This window comes from Bradyrhizobium genosp. SA-4 str. CB756 (genome assembly GCF_000473125.1).
GTDB classification, from domain to species: domain Bacteria; phylum Pseudomonadota; class Alphaproteobacteria; order Rhizobiales; family Xanthobacteraceae; genus Bradyrhizobium; species Bradyrhizobium arachidis.
This window is the reverse complement of sequence record NZ_KI421499.1, coordinates 6,750,080-6,768,075: the sequence shown is the minus strand read 5'-3', so window position 1 is coordinate 6,768,075 and position 17,996 is coordinate 6,750,080. Positions and strand designations below refer to the sequence as shown.

Genomic DNA, 17,996 nt, shown 5'->3' with positions numbered 1-17,996 from the left:
GGAAGACCAGATCAGTTGTAGCCTCGTGTACTCTTTGGAGCAGTCTATGAAGAACCTCGTTTCGCGTTTCGTGAAGGACGAATCCGGCGCCACCGCGATTGAATACGGCCTGATCGCCGCTGGCATCGCGCTGGCGATCATCACCGTCATCAACAATCTCGGCAGCACGCTGAACACCAAGTTCGGCTCGATCTCGTCCAGCCTGAAGTAAGTTTGGTCGATTTGAGAATTTGAGAGCCCCGTCGCCGACGGGGCTCTTTCCTTTTGTGCGGCAGAGTCAGCCGAGGCAGTCGGCCTGCATGGTTCGCCCGGCGATGCCCGCCTTCGCGGGTTGCTCACGAGGCCCTGATATCTTTGCACAACGTGACCTCATCCTGGGGGCTCGCCGCAGGCGGCGTCTCGAAGGATGGCGGCAGGCAAGCTTTCCTTGGTAGGCATGTCCAAGGGGACGCGAGAGCTCGCGGCGATGTCTCGATTCACCGCGCCCCGGAAGGAAGCTGCGCCGCTACATCGTCGCGGACGTGAACCACGGCGACATCATCTGTATAGATCCGCTTCCAGCCCGACAAATGGTCCATGATTTGCGCGGCGGGAGTGGTGGTGTTCAGCAGCGTCGCGTCAATCCGGTAGGTCTCGAGCAGACGCACCAGGGTCTCGACGTTCTTGCCTTCGATGGCATCGTAGTAATCGAGCACAAACTGCTCTCCATACAGCTCGGCGCGGCCATCAATGAAGGTCTTGATGTTGCGGGTGATCAGATAGCCGCCGATCGGAGCGGTGCTGAAGATCCGTCGCGCGTGCCGCTGTTCAAGCAGGTCGACTGCAGCCGCCGGAGTCAGATTGCGGAGAAAGGCATACCGGTCGGGTGTGGCGTAGGAGCGTGTGATGCTCCAGCCGGCGGCGACGATCGCGAGCGCCGCCATTGCCGTCATTGCGAGGGAGTACCGCGCTTCTTGCGCGGCAGCTCTCGTCAATCCCAATTGTTCGGCGATCGGCTTCGCAACCACGAGCGGAGTCAACAGCGCAAAGACCTCGATGTTTCTGACGTGGGAGAGTGCGGCCCAGGTCAGGCCGAGCAGCAGGAGAATACGGGTCCACGGCAGCACCAATCCGCTGCAATAGCCGAGGGCGATCAAACCGAGCAGGGCGGCTCCAAACAGATTGAACGAGCTGAAGTCGGCCGGCATCCACTCCGGGATCACCGTGAGCAGCTTGCCAAGGCTGAGGATCTTCGTGGCTCCGAGCAGCGTCTCCCAGCCATACGGTGTGCAGCAACTCGCGGCAAGCGCGGCCAGTCCGAACAAGGCCCAGCGCGCTGCCAGTGCAAATCGGTCCTTGCGATCGGCGGCTGCGATCGCATCGAGGCCAATGGGGCCGATCAGCACCAGTCCCATGACGAAGCCGCCGTGAAGATTGGCCCACAATGCCATCAAAGGCAGCAACAGCCAGGCGGGTGCGGCACGCCGATCGGCGGCTGCCAGCAGCCCGCCGACAAAGGCCAGCATGACAGGCAAGGCCAGCATGTGTGGCCGCGCAAGAAAGTGGCCTAGTGCCATCGCGAGGAGCGGGATGAGGAGCAGAAAGGCGCGCGCGGGTGCCAGATTGGGCTCGAGCAGGTAGACGAAAATCGCCGCAGTCGCACCGATCGCAAGCGAGGTCAGGATAACTGCGCCCGACCAGTTCGAGGGCTCGTAAGCAAGCGCGAACAGGATTTGCGACAGCCAGGAACTCGAGATCCAGGCTTCGCCGGCCCGGGTGAACGAATAAATGTCATTGTAGGGCAGCGCGCGGTGTTCGAGGATCCACTGCCCGACCGCGATCTGCCACGGCGTATCGGGGTCGCGCAGCATGATGTCGCCCATGCCCAGAAAGAACACGTAGACAATGGTGCCGATGCAGAGCGGCATGAGCCATCGCGCAACGCCGCGGGCGGGAACGCTGCTTGTCATCGAAATCGACATTTGACTCTCGGGCTGAACGGCCACTCACGGACGCGTCGGCATTTCAGCACGGTCGCTTTTAAGTTGCGGTAAACTGGATTGGTTAGCCGCGTCGGCGCGATGCAAGGATGCGTTTACGACTTGCTGGTGTGCAGTGCGGAGCTGCATGGCGCCTCCGTCCGTCCCGCGTGACGCTCCACGCATTTGCATCTTGTCATCCACTCTGAATAGTTGTTCAGTCCTTGCGGGGCGATTTGCATCTTTGCAGTGACGAAGCGTTCGGTCGCAGGGCGTGCGGCCGGCGTGTGGGACAGGAAGCGCGCCATGGTTTATCGGCGGACGCATCAAGTGGTTAAGCGCCTGGCGGCCCGGCGCAGTGCGATACTGGCCGCGGCGCGCGAGGCGGCGGCGGAAGGCGGCATGGCGGCGGTGCAGATCGCGCCGGTCGCGGTCCGGGCCAATGTCGCGGCCGGGACGGTCTACCGCTACTTCCCCTCCAAGGCCGAGCTGATCTCCGAACTGATCGGCGAGGTATCGCGGGACGAGCTCGCGGCGATTCGCCGGGCCGCCGACGCGGCGCCAGGTCCGTCCTCGGCGCTCGCTGCCGCCGTCACCACCGTGGCGGTCCACACCCTGTCGCAGCGCCGCCTGGCCTGGGGCATCCTGGCCGAGCCGGTCGATGTCGATGTCAGCGCCTCACGTCTGGCCAGCCGGCGCGAGATCGCGGGCGAGATTGCCGCCAGGATCGATGCCGCAGTGCGCGCAGGCCATCTGCCGGCGCAGGATACCGCGCTCGCCGCAACCGCCCTGCTCGGCGCGCTGCATGAGGCCCTGGTGGGGCCGCTCGCGCCCGACAATCTCGAAGATCCCGCGAAGATGCGCGATGCGGTGCAGACCGTGACGCTATTGGCGCTGCGCGCGGTCGGCGTCATGGACGCCCGCGCCCGGGGTCTGGTGGTGCAGCAGACGCTGCTGCCGACGACCAAGGCGCTGGTCGGGGCCTAAATACCCTCATGCGATCGGGGCTCGGACCTGATCGTGCTCAGGTTATTGCCTGCGTGCGGCTTTTCGCAAAACCGCAGCAAAATAGCCGACCAAAGCCGGCTACTGTGCATGGGGTTGTTTTCGACGTTTTTGTTTTGGTCGCCTTTGCGGAGCTAGATATTCGCGTCGCCCTCGGGGCCGACAGAGGCGATGCGCACCATGTTGGTGGTGCCGGGGATGCCGAGCGGCACGCCGGCAACGATGATGACGCGCTGGCCGGCGCGGACGAAGCCGTCGCGGAATGCGATCTGGCCGGCACGGCTGACCATGTCGTCCTGGTCGCGCGCGTCCTCCGCCACCACGCAATGCACGCCCCAGACCACGGCGAGCCGACGGCCGGCGGTGATGTTGGGCGTGATCGCCACGATCGGCGGCTTCGGCCGCTCGCGCGCCACGCGCACCGCGGTCGACCCTGAGCTGGTCCAGCAGATCAGGGCGGGCAGGTCGAGCGTCTCGGCGATCTGCCGCGCGGCATCGGCAATGGCATCGCCGGCGGTGGATTCGGGGGAGGGGCGCTGGGCGGCGACCACGGAGCGATAGGTCGGGTCGCGCTCGACCTCCTCGCCGATGCGGTTCATGGTCGAGACCGCCTCGACCGGGAATTTGCCGGCGGCCGATTCCGCCGACAGCATGATGGCGTCGGCGCCTTCATAGACCGCGGTGGCGACGTCGGAGACTTCGGCACGGGTCGGCACCGGCGACTGGATCATCGATTCCAGCATCTGGGTCGCGATCACCACCGGCTTGCCGGCGCGGCGCGCCATCCGTGTCATCTGCTTCTGCAGGCTCGGCACGCGCTCCAGCGGCAATTCGACGCCGAGGTCACCGCGCGCCACCATCAGAGCGTCGGAGGCCTCGATGATGTCGGCGAGGCGGTCGATCGCCTGCGGCTTCTCGATCTTGGCCATGACCGCGGCACGGCCGCGGATCATCTTCTTGGCCTCGATCACGTCGTCGGCGCGCTGCACGAAGGACAGCGCGATCCAGTCGACGCCGGTGACCAAAGCGGCTTCGAGGTCGGCCTTGTCCTTCGACGTCATCGCCGAGACCGGCAGGTCGGTGTCGGGTAGGCTGACGCCCTTGCGGTCGGACATCTTGCCGCCGACCACGACGCGCGTCACCGCGTGCTCCTTCGAGGTCTCCTCCGCGATCAGCCGCACCTTGCCGTCGTCGAGCAGCAGCGCATGGCCGGGCCGCAGTGCCGCCAGGATCTCGGGGTGGGGGAGGTTGACGCGCGTTGCGTCGCCCGGCGTCTTGTCGGAATCGAGCGTGAAGGTCTGGCCGTTCTGGAGCTGCACCGCGCCTTCGGCGAACGCGCCGAGCCGGAGCTTGGGGCCCTGAAGGTCGACCAGGATGCCGATCGGCCGGCCGTAGCTGCTCTCGACGTTGCGGATCGTCGCCACCAGCTCGCGCATCTTGTCATGCGGGGTGTGGCTCATGTTGATGCGGAAGATGTCGGCGCCGGCCTCGAACAGGCGGCGGATCATCGCGAGGTCCGACGAGGCAGGTCCGAGGGTCGCGAGAATCTTGATACGGCGAAGACGCCTCATGGCTTATTTCCAGATGGGGGCGAGGGAGCTGGCGGGAGGCCAGGCGCGGCGGGGGGCGTACCACCGGGCGGACTATTGGGCAAACCCGGCACCCCGCCCGGGCCGACCGGGCCCGGCAGGCCGGGCACGCGCTGCTGTGACGGCTGCTCGTTGGCGTCGGTGAGCTGCACGGTCCAGGCCCGCTGCTCGCCGGTATCGACCTCGAAATAGCCGGTCCGGTCATAGCCGCGCGCGAGGCAATCCTCGGTGCCGCGGATGGTGAATTCCTTGTCCCGCGAGCACATGAAGGCCTGGCCCGACCATTCGCCGCCGCGGTCATAGTCGATGGCGTAGATGTAATAGTAGCGGGCGACCAGCGTGCCCCGCAGCAGGGTCTCGCAGGAGCGGGAGGAGATGTTCCACCAGCCCTCGGTGGTCCAGCCCTCGGCGTCCTTGTAGCCGAGCGCAATGCCGACCCGGCTCGAGGTGTTGTTGCAGAGGCGGAAATCGGCGGCGGCCGGGCTCGCCGAAAGACACAGCAGCGCAACCGCCAGCACCGGGACCAACCGGGCGAGCAGGCGAAGGGGGGAGCGGGAAGATTCGGCGATCATTGTCGCGGAACGTATACCAGATGATTGACGATTTGGCGTAGGGCCGGGGGAGGGGGAACCGCCCGTCAGGCCGCGGGGCTCGTGTGAGCCGCGATATGGCAAAATCTGTGACAGGACCCAACTGATCCCGTAAGGGTGACCCGATCAGGGGTCAGAGCCAATTCAGGGATCCAGCCATGGCAATCGACGACAAAACCAGAACGGAGCTCGAGGCGGCCGCTTTCCGCCGCTTGGTCGATCATCTGCGTGAGCGGACCGACGTCCAGAACATCGACCTGATGAATTTGGCCGGCTTCTGCCGCAACTGCCTGTCCAACTGGCTCAAGGACGCCGCCGACGCCCAAGGCGTGAGCTTAAGCAAGGACGAGAGCCGAGAGGCCGTCTACGGCATGCCCTACGAGACCTGGAAGTCGAAGTACCAGGGCACGGCCACGCCCGAGCAGATCGAGGCGATGAAGAAGGTCCATCCGCACGGGCACTGAGTAATTTCGTTCCGTCATTCCGGGGCGATGCAAAGCATCGAACCCGGAATCTCGAGATTCCGGGTTCGCCCTTCGGGTGCCTCGGAATGACGACGTCATCTCCTGTGGGCGCGCTGTGGACGAGCGCGATGCTTGCTTGAACGCAGGGGGTACGAACCCTAAGGGTTTTGCCAGCACGCGCGGTGGATGCCGGCGTCACCTCGTTTTGCCAGTTCCATTGGGAGTACCAAGATGGCCACCTCCGCCGCCGTTCGCGACGACGAGCCCGCGACGAAATTTGCCAAGGACCAGCTCAAATCCATCATCGAGCGCATCGAGCGGCTGGAGGAAGAGAAGAAGGCGATCTCCGACGACATCCGCGACGTCTATGCCGAGAGCAAGGGCAACGGCTACGACGTCAAGGCGCTGCGCACCATCGTGCGCCTGCGCAAGCAGGACCCGAACGAGCGCGCTGAGGCCGAGACGATTCTCGAGACCTACATGCAGGCGCTGGGCATGCTCTGAGGCGTTAGCGCCTCGAGCACCCTGCCGGGAGCCGGGATTGCGATCGGCTCCCTCCGGGCTACAAATTGCGCGTGTTGCACTTCGTCTGTGAACGGAGACCGCCGTGCCTGCGCCGCCGCTGCCGCGCGAGGTGAACCGTGCCCTCGGCGCCCTTCCGCCGCCGATCGGCAAGCGGCTGCTGCAAGTGCGCGAACTGATCTTCGCGACGGCCGCAGCGCATGACGACGTCGGCCGCCTCACCGAAACGCTGAAGTGGGGCGAGCCCGCTTACCTGACCGATGAGAGCGGCAGCGGCTCGACGATCCGGCTCGGCCGCCTCAAGGATTCCGAGCACGCGGCCGTCCTGTTCAACTGCAAGACGACGCTGGTCGACACGTTCCGCGAGCGCTTTCCGGATCAGTTCGAATATCGGCAGAGCCGGGCGCTGCTGTTGCCGGTCGCGGGCAAACTGCCGAAGCGGGAGCTATCGGTCTGCCTGTCGCTGGCGCTGACCTATCATCTGGATCGGCGGCGGAAGAAGGCGCGATAGAAGTCGCTCCATCCGGGCTACGAAACAGAGCTCTTGGAAATAGTCGCGCCTCAGCGCAGCGCAGCCGTGCGCACGACGAACGACGTCGTCTCGAGCTTCGCCGTGGCGCTGCCCGTAAAGCTGTCGCAGGACAGGCCCTGCATCGGATCGTCGACAAAGCCCATCGCGATCACGGTCTGCGGCTTGACGAAATAGCTGCGCATCGCGGCCATATCGAGCTCGCCCATCAGCGTCACCGACATCGCGCGGCTGGCGCTCGGCGACAGCATCACGATCTTGAGCCAGATGCTCTCGCCCTTGGCCGCGGAGAGCCGGGTCGCGGTGGCGACCAGGCCATCGATGCTCTTGCCGACCACGCTGTTGATCTCGGTGGCGGGCGCGGCGTTGCGCGAGACGGGACGGGTGGAGCGCGGGACCGGCGCCGAGGCGGCAACGACGTTGGAGCGGTCGACCGGGGAGGCCGCCGGCGCGTAGGCCAGGGCCTGAAGCGTTGCGTTGGAGACGCTCGCGGTTGCCTGCGGCTCGGTCGCGGCCGCGAGCGCCTGGCGGGCCTTCAGCGCCGCGACTTGCGCCGGCGTCGCCTGCTGCGGCGCAGCCGGGACGTCATCCCAGAAGCCGCGGGCATTGATGATATCGGCCGGGGTCTCGGGCTTGGCGTCGGCAGATTTGCCGGCCGCGGGCTTCTCAGCCACCGGCGCGGGCTTCGGCTTGGGCGGCGCAACCAGCTGCGCATCGGCCGAAGCGAGCTGCAGGGCGGCTGCGACCTGCGGCTTGGCGCGCGGCGTCGGCACCGGATCGGCGGGCTTTGCGTCAGAAGGCTTGGCTGCGGCGGCGACCACGGTCGGCCCCACGGGCTTGGCGGCCGGGGCGGGTGCACCCTCGTCGTCCTCGTCGCTGCTCGTGGCGGCAGGCGCCGATTTGCTCTTGAACAGGGCGGCAAAGAAGTTCGGCTTGCCGCCGGAATCATCGCCGCTGCCGCGGCGCTCGATCTCGGCCTTGGCGAACTCATAGCCCTTCAGCGGCACGCCGTCGGTCGGCAGATGCACCGTCTTTCCGTCGGGGAAGACGCGGGCGAGCTGGTCATGCGTCATGCGCGGCCAGTGCCGGATGCTGCCGGTGTCCAGATGCACGAAAGGCGAGCCGGAGGTCGGATAGAAGCCGACGCCGCCGCGCTGCAGCCGCAGGCCGGCGAAGCGGATCTGCTCCAGCGGCACGCCGGGGATGTAGAAGTCCATCGCATGCCCCAGCATGTGCTGGCTGAAGCGCGCCACGCCGGAGGAGCGGCGGCGGAGCATGGCGTTGGTGGCGGGGGAGCGGTAGGAGGAAATGATCTGGATCGGCTGCTTGCCGTCGACGTCGCGATAGACTTCCCAGAGGATGTCGAAGAGGTGACGGTCCATGACCGTCTCGTCCTGGGTGCGCCAGTCGCGCAGGAAATGGTTGAGCGTCTTCAGCGCCGCTTCGTCATAGCGGCCGTCGCGCTTGAAGGTGACGGTGAGGTCTTCGCCGGAATGGGTGTGGTGGAACGAGAGCGTCTTGGTCTCGTTCAGCGCGGTGGCGTTATGGACCGAGCCTGCGGCGGCAAGCAGCAGCACGGCAGCGAGGCCGATCCGTGATCCGGCCTTCACTCCCGCATGGGATAACGACAGCACAACGAATTGGCGTGCGAGACCAGTCAGCACGTATGAGCCCACCCAGTCGACGAGCGTTCAAAATGGACTCTCCCGCCAACCCCGTTAGCGCGCGAAAGAGGATGAACGCTTTCTTAAAGCGAGAAGGTTAATTCGACGTTGACCTTCCCGCCCCCAAACCAAGTCAGAATACAAACCTAAACGGTTGACTGTGGCAAAAAAACGCCCGGTGCCCGAGGGCAGGTCGCAGAATGGTTAACGTTAAACGACCCCGTCTTTGGGACGGGGGCGCTGATTTCATTGCAGAATTTCAGGAAATGAGGCGCCTTGCGGGCCTCAGCGGGTAAACACCCGCTGCGGCCGGCGGCCGACCGGAGCCGGCGGCGGGGTCGGCGCTCCGAACAGGCGCTCGAAGAAGTTCGGACCCGACGAGCCGAAGCCGCCGCCATTGTTGGCGATCGCCACGCCCGAGGGCAGCGTCGTTGCCGGGCGCGAATAGCTCGGCTGGGAATGGGCGACGACGTTCTCGAGGTCCTTGCCGCGGCCGTTCCTCAGGATGTTGAGCATGGTCGCGTCGCGGCCATAGACGTCCTTGCGGATTTGCAGCTTGCCGGCCTCGTCCACGAACGCGGTCTGATAGGTGATGTTGACCGGGATCGGGGTGGGGAATTTCAGGTCGATCTCGCTCTTGCCGTACATGCTGCGGATGCGCTCGGGCGTGTACTTCTCGTTCGGCATGGCGATGTTGAGCAGCACCGAGGCGTACTGATCCGGATATTGCACGCGCATGCAGCCATGGCTGAAGGCGCGGTCTTCCTTGGCGAACAGGTTCTTGTCCGGCGTGTCGTGCTGATAGACCAGGAACTTGTTCGGGAAGTTGAAGCGGATGCGACCGAGCGCATTGGCCTCACCGGGCGGCTGCGAGATATGCACCGAGCCGTCGCGATTCTGCTCGAGCTTGAGGCCCATGCGCTGGAGCACGGTCGGGTCCTGCTGCAGCGCCGGCAGATATTCGTTGTAGACGATCGACGGCGGCACGTTCCAGGTCGGGTTGACCGTGATGTACTTCATCGTTTCGGTCAGCAGCGGGGTCGCGTGCTGGCCCGGCTTGCCGGTGACGACGCGGGTGGTCCAGACCTGCTGGCCGTGCTGCATCACCTTCAGCGTGTAGTCGGGGATGTTGAGGATGACATAGGCATCGCCCAGCGCGGGCACGCCGAGGTCGCGCGGCAGCCAGCGCCAGCGCTCCATGTTCACCAGCACCACGTCGATCTGCTTGTCGCGCTTCGGCGTGTTGAGCGCCTTGACCGTCTTGTCGTCGAGGATGCCGGTCGGCTTCATCTCGGCGCCGTTCTGGAATTTGCGCACGGCTTCGGCGACGGTGGCGTCATAGCGGGTGTCGCTGGCGTTCTCGGCGATGCCGAGCTTGGCGCGCAGCTGCGGCACGCGCGGATCATCCACGACGGTCTCGGCCTGCTTCTTGCCGGCCGGGGTGTATTTCAGCGCGGGACCGTCGGCGATCTCGATCACCGGGCCGTTGCCCTGACCGCGTAGCTCCGCGAGCTTGGCCTTCAGCTCCTTGTAGAGCTTCTGCGGCGGGTTGTAGCTGTCGAGCGCCGCGGACGCATCCGTCGCGGTCGTGACCTTCGTCAGCACCTCGCTCGGGTCGACCGGGTGCTCGGGATAGAGGATGTCGGCGCTGACCTGCGACCAGTGCATGCGGCCGCTCTGCGCTTGGCGCGCATAGTCGAACATGCTGGCGGTGAGCCTGAGCTCGGCGTCGGCGAGCGCATCGGGCGTCGTCGCGGCAGCGAAATCCGGCACCGGATAGTCGGCCGGATTGAGGCCGTCGGACGCCGCGTCCTTCAGCCGCGCGATCACGCCCTTGGCCGCAGCGGTCAGGCTGCCGGCTTGGGTCCAGACCGGCGCGAAGTCGCGCGCGCCGTAGAACTTCTCGATCGCCGCGCGCTCGTTCTTGCGGTCGAAATGCCGCGAGGCCTTGGCACCGATGAGGTCCTTGAGCTTGTCGGCGACCGGCTGGTCGGCGGCGGGCACGTTGCTGGCCGTCTTCACTGGCTCGGGGGCCGCAGCCGCTGCGGCAGCCGGCGCCGCAGGAGCGGCTGGCGTTGCCGTTGCGGTATCGGCCTTTGCGGGCTCAGTCTTGGCGGCTTCGCTCTTCGCAGGCTCGCTCTGCGCAGGTTCTGTTTTTGCCGTCTCGCTCTTCGGCGCCTCGGGGGCAGGCGTGGTGGCGACGTCTGCGGGCTTGGTCTCGACCTTCTCCGCGGCCGGCGCGGGAGCGGCTTCAGCCTTCACCGGCTCCTTGGCTGGCTCCTTGGCGTTGTCCTGAACGGTGGCCGTGGTGTCGAGCTTGATATCGGCTGCGGTCGGGGGCGGGACGTTTGCAGGCTCGGGACGCGGGATCGCGGCTTCGATCGCGAGCTCGGCAGCGCTGCTGCGCGCCTGATCCTGCGCCAGCGCCGAGCTGGCCGACACCGTGAGGAAGGTCGCCGCGACCGTCATCAAGACACGGTCAAAGCCTGCACGGTGGTTCAAACAGTCACGCATTGTGTCGCACCCCTCGGGTGAACCGTTCCTCGTGGAACAGATTCGTTATCGTCCAAATGAGCTTCGGCTAAACCGCGCCGGCCTCGCGAAAGTTGCACGCCTGCACGCAACGACTCCCACAGAGACGATACACAGGCCCCGGTTTTGCAGCCAGCGCTCCCCAGGGCAACTCACCACAAACTGACTTCAGGGAGGTCTGTTTGCAACGGATTGTGCGTCCCCGCGACGCGCTTTTCCCTGTGTCTGTCACTTCCAAGTCACGGTTCGAATGGCCGCCGAATTTTGCCGTAATTCAACGGCTTTCGGCGGCCTCGTCAGGTCAGGCGAACCTCCGTTCGCATCAGGCTCAATGCGTCTCCTCACCGCTTTTGCCGCCATGACCGGGAACCCCGGCCTCGTCGAGTTTGCGGTAGAGGGTGGAGCGGCCGATTTTGAGGCGGCGGGCCACCTCGGACATCTGTCCGCGGTAATGCGAGATCGCAAAGCGGATGATCTCGTTCTCCATGTCCTCCAGCGCGCGGACGTCGCCGGTCGGGGTCAACATGGAGAGCGATCCAGCCAAGGGCAGCGGCGCGATCGGTATTTCGCTACCCGACACCACCGAGGGCGCAGCCATCGGCTCCAGCATCAGCGGGGCGGTCGGGATCTCGGTCGCGGGATGCGGCTGCGCGGTGAGCAGCGGGAAGTCGGCAAGGCCGAGCTGGTCACCGTCGCTCATCACCACGGCGCGGTAGACCGCGTTTTCGAGCTGGCGGATGTTGCCGGGCCAGTCGAGCTGGGCGAGGTGCGCCACGGCCTCGCCGCTGATGCCGGCGATGGGGCGGTTCTCCTCGGCGGCGAAGCGCGCCAGGAAATGCCGCAGCAGATGCGGAATGTCCTCGCGGCGGGCGCGGAGCGAAGGGATCGTCAGCGGCAGCACATGCAGGCGGTAGAACAGATCCTCGCGGAAGTGGCCCTGCTTCACCCGTTCCAGCAGCTTGCGGTTGGTCGCCGAGATGATGCGGACGTCGACCTTCAACGGCTTGCGGCCGCCGACGGCCTCGACCGCGCCTTCCTGGAGCGCGCGCAGCAGCTTGACCTGTGCGGTCAGCGGCAGCTCGCTGACCTCGTCGAGGAACAGCGTGCCGCCATGGGCCTCGACGAACTTGCCGGTGTGCCGTTCGGTCGCGCCGGTGAAGGCGCCCTTCTCGTGGCCGAACAGGATGGACTCGACGAGATTGTCGGGGATGGCGCCGCAATTGACAGCGACGAAAGGCTTTGCCTTGCGCTCGCCGCTGCCATGGATGGCGCGCGCGAACATCTCCTTGCCGACGCCGGACTCGCCCTCGATCAGCACGGGGATCGAGGAGCCCGCCGCCTTCTGGGCGGCGCGCATGACCGGTGCCATTGCTTCGGCGCGCGTGATGATGTCGGAGAAGGTCAGCCGGCCCTCGCGGCTGTGACGGATGCGCTGCAATTCACCCTTGAGCGCGCTGGTATTGAGCGCGTTGCGAAGCGAGACCTGGAGCCGCTCCACGCCGACCGGTTTGACGACGAAATCGGCGGCGCCGGCGCGCATCGCCGAGATGACATTGTCGATGCCGCCATGGGCGGTCTGCACGATGACGGGGACGCTGAGGCCGGCGTCGCGAATTTTCGCCAGCACGCCCATGCCGTCGAGGCCGGGCATCACGAGATCGAGGATGACGGCGTCGATGGCCGGCGCGTCGGGGGCGGTGAGGGTGGCGATCGCGGCGTCGCCGGAGTCTACGACGACCGTCTCATAGCCGCATTTCTGCACCATGTTCTCGACCAGACGGCGGGCTACAGCGTCGTCGTCGGCGATCAAAATACAGGCAGCCATGGTGTTCCCCGCACGCTACTACTATCTGTCTCGAATCGGGTCACTCTGGCCGAAGCCGATTAACGCACTCTTAAACCTTGATGCCCCCGCCCGCCGTCGCGATTGTTGAACACAGGTTTCCCACACAATGAATTCGCGCTCCAAGTCTGCCTCGAACAAGTCTGCCCTGAACAAGTCTGCCCTGAACAAGTCTGCCTCGCACAAGTCTGCTCTCAAGAAGCCCGCCGCCAAGCCCGCTCTCCGCAAGCCAAGCACCAAGAAATCTGCCGCCAAGGCAAAACCCTCCAAAGCTGCGAGCAAGACCGGCAAGCTTCCGGAGTGGAACCTCGCCGACCTCTATTCCGGGATCGATGCGCCGGAAGTGGCGCGCGACCTCGAAAAGATGGATGCCGATTGCGTCGCGTTCGAGACCGACTACAAGGGCAAGCTCGCGACAGGGACAGCAAACGAAGATGGCGGAAAATGGCTCGCCGAGGCCGTCCGACGCTATGAGGCGATCGACGATCTCGCCGGCCGTCTCGGCTCCTATGCCGGCCTCGTGCATGCCGGCGACAGCGTTGATCCCAAGATTTCAAAGTTTTACGGCGACGTTTCGGAGCGGCTGACGGCGGCGTCCACGCATTTGCTGTTCTTCGCGCTCGAGCTCAACCGTGTCGATGACGATATTTTGAACCGCGCGATGCAAGCGGCGGAGCTCGCGCATTACCGTCCGTGGATCGAGGACCTGCGCAAGGAGAAGCCGTACCAGCTCGACGACAAGCTCGAGCAGCTGTTCCTGGAGAAGTCGCAGACCGGCTATTCCGCCTTCAATCGGCTGTTCGACCAGACCATCTCGGGCTTGCGCTTCAAGGTCGGCGCCAAAGAGCTCGCGATCGAGCCGACGCTCAACCTGTTGCAGGACCGCGACGGCGCCAAGCGCAAGGCCGCGGCCGAAGCGCTGGCGAAAACCTTCAAGGCCAATGAGCGCACTTTTGCGCTGATCACCAACACCCTCGCCAAGGACAAGGACATCTCCGACCGCTGGCGCGGCTTTCAGGACGTCGCGGATTCCCGCCACCTGAACAACCGCGTCGAGCGCGAGGTCGTGGATGCGCTGGTTGCCTCGGTGCGCGCGGCCTATCCCAAACTGTCGCATCGCTATTATGCGCTGAAGGCGAAGTGGTTCGGCAAGAAGCGCCTGGCCTATTGGGATCGCAACGCACCATTGCCGTTTGCTGCGACCGACGTGATCGGCTGGCCCGATGCGCGCAACATGGTGCTGACCGCCTATCGCGGCTTCTCGCCGAAAATGGCCGACATTGCCGAGCGCTTCTTCACCGACCGCTGGATCGATGCGCCGGTGCGCCCGGGCAAGGTGCCGGGCGCGTTCTCGCATCCGACCACGCCGTCGGCGCATCCTTACGTGCTGATGAATTACCAGGGCAAGCCGCGCGACGTGATGACGCTCGCCCATGAGCTCGGCCATGGCGTGCACCAGGTGCTGGCGGCCAAGAACGGTGCGCTGATGGCGCCGACGCCGCTGACGCTGGCCGAGACCGCCAGCGTGTTCGGCGAGATGCTGACCTTCCGGCGGCTGCTCGCGCAGACCAAGAGCGCAAAGCAGCGCCAGGCGCTGCTCGCCGGCAAGGTCGAGGACATGATCAACACCGTGGTGCGGCAGATCGCGTTCTATTCCTTCGAGCGTGCGGTCCACACCGAGCGCAAGAACGGCGAGCTCACCGCGACGCGTCTCGGCGAGCTCTGGCTGTCGGTGCAGGGCGAGAGCTTAGGGCCGGCGATCGAGATCAAGGCGGGCTACGAGAACTACTGGATGTACATCCCGCACTTCATCCATTCGCCGTTCTACGTCTATGCCTACGCCTTCGGCGACTGCCTCGTGAACTCACTCTATGCCGTCTACGAGCACGCGGCCGAAGGTTTTGCCGAGCGCTATCTCGACATGCTCGCCGCCGGCGGCACCAAGCATTATTCCGAGCTGCTGCGGCCGTTCGGTCTCGATGCCAAGGACCCCAAGTTCTGGGACGGCGGCCTCTCGGTCATCGCCGGGATGATCGACGAGCTCGAGGCGATGGGCTGAGGCGGAGGGGCCGCGGGTGCCAGCCGCATACGCCGAGACCAAGTCTCGCGACAGAACCCAACATTTTGCTACGTGGGATTGAACGTTCGCGTAAACCAGGCGACTAACTCGAGAGGTATTGCAGAAGTAATTTTCAACTATTGATTGCAGATTGATCGATTTCTGCCTGGGGAGGCGCCCATGCTCGATCAAGGACCTGCCGCGCCGGTTCCGGAGTCGAAAAACGCTGCCGCGGTCGATCAGGAAATTCCCTGGTGCGAGAAGCACCATCAGATCGTCCGCGATGAAATTGCGGCGATCAACACGCGGCGTGAACCGGATCGGCGCATCGATACCGATCGCCTTGAAAGCTGCCAGTTGCTCGACGTCACCGGGCTCGCATTGTCCGGTGGCGGCATCCGCTCGTCGGCACTCTGCCTTGGCGTGCTTCAGGCGTTGAACCACCACAATCTGATCGGGCGGATTGATTATCTGTCCACGGTGTCGGGCGGTGGCTATATCGGCACCTCCCTCAGCGCTACCATGACGGCGGCGCGGCGATTTGTATTCGGCGAAACACCGGTCCGCGGAACCGTCACGGCCGCCGAGATCAGCGACACGCCTTCGGTCGGACATCTCCGCAACTATTCAAACTATCTGATTCCAGCCGGGGCCCGCGACGTTCTGACTGGAATTGCCATCGTCATGCGGGGACTGATCGCCAACGTCGGCTTGACGTTACCCATTGTGCTGTTGCTGGCCGCCGTCACCGTGTGGTCTACGCCGCTGCGGAGCTGCCTGACGGATGCGAACGTCTTTGGTGTCAGCCTCAGCGACAGAAAGCTGTGCGAGCTACACAATTTCGTCAGCGTTGATCGCTGGGGTTTCAGCACGTTCGGCGCCGCGATTGCCTTGGTCATGTTCCTTTGCAGCGGGCTGACTTATTTTGCTTCGCGCTCCGTCCGCGGCAGCGGACCCAGTGTCGTGCTCGCATACATAGGCGGGATCGCGTTGTTGTTCGGTGTTGCCTGCGATTTCGCGCGCTTTCTCAAGGTCCAACATTTCGCGCTGACGCTCGCGATCGCCATCATCGGCGCCGTGCTGTTTTTCGGATGGGCTCTCAAGCAGTCGCTCGCAAGTCCGGGGAAGCGCCAGGAATTCCGTTCGCACTGGCCGAGCGTAGGCGCCACCTTCCTGGTGCTGCTGGCGGTGATCGCCTTCTTCGAATTTCAACCTTTCATGCTGGAGCAGATGTTCGACGTCGCCGAGAGCAGCGCAATTGGCGGACCGGCTGCTGGCGTTGCGATTGTCTGGATCAAGTCGCTGGCCGCCGCGGCTGCGCCAATCGGCGTTTTCGTCACCGCATTCAGGCAGCAATTCGCGGAACTGTTGAAAGGAAACAACGCATCCTCGCAGCGCGGCTCGCTGGTCCTCCGGATCGTCGCCAAGGCCGCGCTCTGGATTGCCGGTCTTGCACTTCCGCTCGTCATCTGGGTGGCGTACCTCTATCTCTCGTATTGGGGCATCTCCAACGACTTGTTCGAGAGGTGTTCGGCGGCTCTGGGGACCGTCTCTCAACGAGAATGCCTGGCGAATGCCAAGTCGAACACTCCCTCCGGCAACCTCGCCGGCAGGATCCAGTTCGATGCCGGTAAGGGCACCTTGTCGGCTGAGATCACGCCGAAACCGGCGCAGCCGGTCGCCGCCGACACCGACCAGCTGACGCCGACCTGGCATACGCCCGCCTGGCTTGAATTCCTGGCCGAGAAAGCCGGACAAGTGGTTCAGGTTCACCTTCCCAGCCTGTTCCAGGGCGAGGCTTCGGAATTAGCCTATTCGTACAGTCTGCCGAAGGTGATCCTCTACACGTTCGCCGGCGTCCTGCTGTTCGTCGTCTCGTTCTGCCTGACGCCGAACGCGAATTCGTTGCATCGGCTCTACCGCGATCGTCTGAGCAAGGCGTTTCTGTTCGATCCGACGCGTTCTGCTGACGGAAGCGTTGCGCGCGCCGAAGCCAGTCTCGATCAGGGGCGCGATTTCCGGGCACTCGACCGCATGAAGCTGACGGATCTCTATGCGATTCCGGCGGAGGCGGCCCGGATTCCGGGGTTGCCGGCCACGCCGAAGCTGCACGCGCCCTATCAGCTCATCAATACGGCATTGAATATACAAGGCTCGGACTTTGCCAATCGGCGCGGCCGCAACGCGGACTTCTTCCTGTTCTCCGCGCTGAACGTCGGCAGCGAGGCGACGGGCTATGCGCCCACGGGTCTCCTCCAGGACGACGAGCAGAGTCTCGACCTCGCGACGGCAATGGCGATTTCCGGAGCCGCGGCTTCCTCGAACATGGGCTCGAACTCGATCAAGGCGCTGACGCCGACGCTTGCGCTCCTCAACGTACGGCTTGGCTATTGGCTGAAGAACCCGCGCTACGTCGACGAGCGTGTGCGGCCGCAGCGCCGCTCCACCCCGCTTTATTTCTGGTCCGAAATCTCCGGGCGCCTGTACGAGAACAGCGACAGCGTCTATCTCACTGACGGCGGCCACATCGAAAATCTCGGCGTCTACGAACTGCTGCGCCGCCGCTGCAAGGTGATCATCGCGGTCGATGCCGAGGCCGATGCGCCGATGAATTTCGGCTCCTTGATGACGTTGCAGCGCTATGCCCGCATCGATCTCGGGGTCCGGATCGACCTGCCATGGACGCCCATTCGCGAGCGCACGCGTGTGCTCATGGCCCGCAATGCCGATAAGGCAGGCGATCCCGCGGCAGCCGACGAGCATGACGAGATGGCGCAAGACCACGTTCACGTCGCCATCGGCACCATCGACTATGGAGGAGATGAAAAAGGATATCTCGTCTACATCAAGTCGTCGCTCAATGGCGACGAGAACGATTATATTCGGGATTACGCGCGCCGAAGCGACCGCTTCCCGCACGAGACCACGGGTGACCAGTTCTTCTCCGAAGAGCAATTTGAGGTCTACCGCGCGCTGGGTTTTCACATGGCCCACGGCTTCCTGTCCGGGGACAATCCGGTTGCGATCGGCAGCGGCGTCAATCCGCGGATGGCCCGCTTCACCGAGGCGGGCGACCCTTCCATCGACGCGGTGCGCGAGGCGCTTGGTCTCGCCGTTCCCCAGCGACCGGCCGCGAGCGTCACCGTGACGATGATCGATCAGGGCTGAGCGGCGCGAGAACCTGAATTCCCACCAATTGGAATTCCAAATGACCTGATTTGCGGCAAAACCGCGCCCGGCT

At 64.8% G+C, this 17,996-nt stretch carries 13 protein-coding genes; 7 read left to right on the top strand and 6 right to left on the bottom strand.

All coding sequences use genetic code 11. From position 1 onward, the window contains the following. The first annotated feature begins 46 nt into the window (after positions 1–46). Positions 47–211, top strand: coding sequence for a Flp family type IVb pilin (locus BRAGE_RS0132465; RefSeq protein WP_027561048.1), 165 nt, complete (start codon positions 47–49; stop codon positions 209–211). Between the two features lie 265 nt (positions 212–476). Here the strand turns inward: BRAGE_RS0132465 and BRAGE_RS0132460 are convergent, their stop codons facing one another. Continuing rightward, on the bottom strand, positions 477–1,961 hold the full coding sequence (locus BRAGE_RS0132460; RefSeq protein WP_035730329.1) for a hypothetical protein: 1,485 nt from the start codon (positions 1,959–1,961) through the stop codon (positions 477–479). Between the two features lie 303 nt (positions 1,962–2,264). On the opposite strand from BRAGE_RS0132460, the gene BRAGE_RS0132455 reads away from it, so the two are divergent. Continuing rightward, a complete protein-coding gene (locus BRAGE_RS0132455) occupies positions 2,265–2,945 on the top strand; it encodes a TetR/AcrR family transcriptional regulator (protein WP_027561046.1) in 681 nt (226 codons plus the stop codon). Positions 2,946–3,097: 152 nt separating this feature from the next. On the opposite strand, the gene pyk is transcribed toward BRAGE_RS0132455, so the two are convergent. Beyond that, on the bottom strand, positions 3,098–4,534 hold the full coding sequence (gene pyk, locus BRAGE_RS0132450) for a pyruvate kinase (protein ID WP_027561045.1): 1,437 nt from the start codon (positions 4,532–4,534) through the stop codon (positions 3,098–3,100). After that, positions 4,531–5,124, bottom strand: coding sequence for a DUF1036 domain-containing protein (locus tag BRAGE_RS0132445; RefSeq protein WP_027561044.1), 594 nt, complete (start codon positions 5,122–5,124; stop codon positions 4,531–4,533). Before BRAGE_RS0132445 ends, pyk begins: the two co-directional genes overlap by 4 nt. Positions 5,125–5,300: 176 nt before the next feature. Here BRAGE_RS0132445 and BRAGE_RS0132440 point away from each other — a divergent pair, with 176 nt between their 5' ends. From BRAGE_RS0132440 to BRAGE_RS0132430, 3 genes are all read left to right on the top strand, one after another. Beyond that, positions 5,301–5,606 carry a DUF1244 domain-containing protein gene (locus BRAGE_RS0132440; protein ID WP_027561043.1) on the top strand — a complete coding sequence of 102 codons (306 nt, stop codon included), beginning with the start codon at positions 5,301–5,303 and terminating at the stop codon, positions 5,604–5,606. A gap of 231 nt (positions 5,607–5,837) precedes the next feature. Beyond that, entirely contained in the window at positions 5,838–6,110 is a 273-nt protein-coding gene (locus BRAGE_RS0132435; RefSeq protein ID WP_018641571.1) for a DUF2312 domain-containing protein, read from the top strand. Positions 6,111–6,213: 103 nt separating this feature from the next. Further along, positions 6,214–6,639 carry a DUF1801 domain-containing protein gene (locus BRAGE_RS0132430; RefSeq protein ID WP_027561042.1) on the top strand — a complete coding sequence of 142 codons (426 nt, stop codon included), beginning with the start codon at positions 6,214–6,216 and terminating at the stop codon, positions 6,637–6,639. A 50-nt stretch (positions 6,640–6,689) separates the two neighbouring features. On the opposite strand, the gene BRAGE_RS0132425 is transcribed toward BRAGE_RS0132430, so the two are convergent. The 3 genes from BRAGE_RS0132425 to BRAGE_RS0132415 form a co-directional block, all read right to left on the bottom strand. Further along, positions 6,690–8,333: a DUF882 domain-containing protein gene (locus BRAGE_RS0132425; protein WP_027561041.1), complete on the bottom strand. Its 1,644-nt coding sequence runs from the start codon at positions 8,331–8,333 to the stop codon at positions 6,690–6,692. 273 nt (positions 8,334–8,606) lie between these two features. Next, positions 8,607–10,835, bottom strand: a complete 2,229-nt coding sequence (locus BRAGE_RS0132420; protein WP_027561040.1) for a L,D-transpeptidase family protein — start codon at positions 10,833–10,835, stop codon at positions 8,607–8,609. Between the two features lie 346 nt (positions 10,836–11,181). Then, the gene (locus BRAGE_RS0132415) at positions 11,182–12,678 is read right to left on the bottom strand and encodes a sigma-54-dependent transcriptional regulator (protein ID WP_027561039.1); all 1,497 of its coding nucleotides are present in this window, start codon (positions 12,676–12,678) and stop codon (positions 11,182–11,184) included. 127 nt (positions 12,679–12,805) lie between these two features. Between BRAGE_RS0132415 and BRAGE_RS0132410 the strand changes: the two genes are divergently transcribed. After that, entirely contained in the window at positions 12,806–14,755 is a 1,950-nt protein-coding gene (locus tag BRAGE_RS0132410) for a M3 family oligoendopeptidase (protein WP_027561038.1), read from the top strand. A gap of 180 nt (positions 14,756–14,935) precedes the next feature. Beyond that, entirely contained in the window at positions 14,936–17,923 is a 2,988-nt protein-coding gene (locus tag BRAGE_RS0132405) for a patatin-like phospholipase family protein (protein ID WP_027561037.1), read from the top strand. Positions 17,924–17,996: the final 73 nt, after the last annotated feature.

Coding starts and splice junctions, on each gene's coding strand:
- BRAGE_RS0132465 (WP_027561048.1), top strand. CDS start 47: ATGAAGAACCTCGTTTCGCGTTTCGTGAAGGACGAATCCGGCGCCACC.
- BRAGE_RS0132460 (WP_035730329.1), bottom strand. CDS start 1,961: ATGTCGATTTCGATGACAAGCAGCGTTCCCGCCCGCGGCGTTGCGCGA.
- BRAGE_RS0132455 (WP_027561046.1), top strand. CDS start 2,265: ATGGTTTATCGGCGGACGCATCAAGTGGTTAAGCGCCTGGCGGCCCGG.
- pyk (WP_027561045.1), bottom strand. CDS start 4,534: ATGAGGCGTCTTCGCCGTATCAAGATTCTCGCGACCCTCGGACCTGCC.
- BRAGE_RS0132445 (WP_027561044.1), bottom strand. CDS start 5,124: ATGATCGCCGAATCTTCCCGCTCCCCCCTTCGCCTGCTCGCCCGGTTG.
- BRAGE_RS0132440 (WP_027561043.1), top strand. CDS start 5,301: ATGGCAATCGACGACAAAACCAGAACGGAGCTCGAGGCGGCCGCTTTC.
- BRAGE_RS0132435 (WP_018641571.1), top strand. CDS start 5,838: ATGGCCACCTCCGCCGCCGTTCGCGACGACGAGCCCGCGACGAAATTT.
- BRAGE_RS0132420 (WP_027561040.1), bottom strand. CDS start 10,835: ATGCGTGACTGTTTGAACCACCGTGCAGGCTTTGACCGTGTCTTGATG.
- BRAGE_RS0132415 (WP_027561039.1), bottom strand. CDS start 12,678: ATGGCTGCCTGTATTTTGATCGCCGACGACGACGCTGTAGCCCGCCGT.
- BRAGE_RS0132410 (WP_027561038.1), top strand. CDS start 12,806: ATGAATTCGCGCTCCAAGTCTGCCTCGAACAAGTCTGCCCTGAACAAG.
- BRAGE_RS0132405 (WP_027561037.1), top strand. CDS start 14,936: ATGCTCGATCAAGGACCTGCCGCGCCGGTTCCGGAGTCGAAAAACGCT.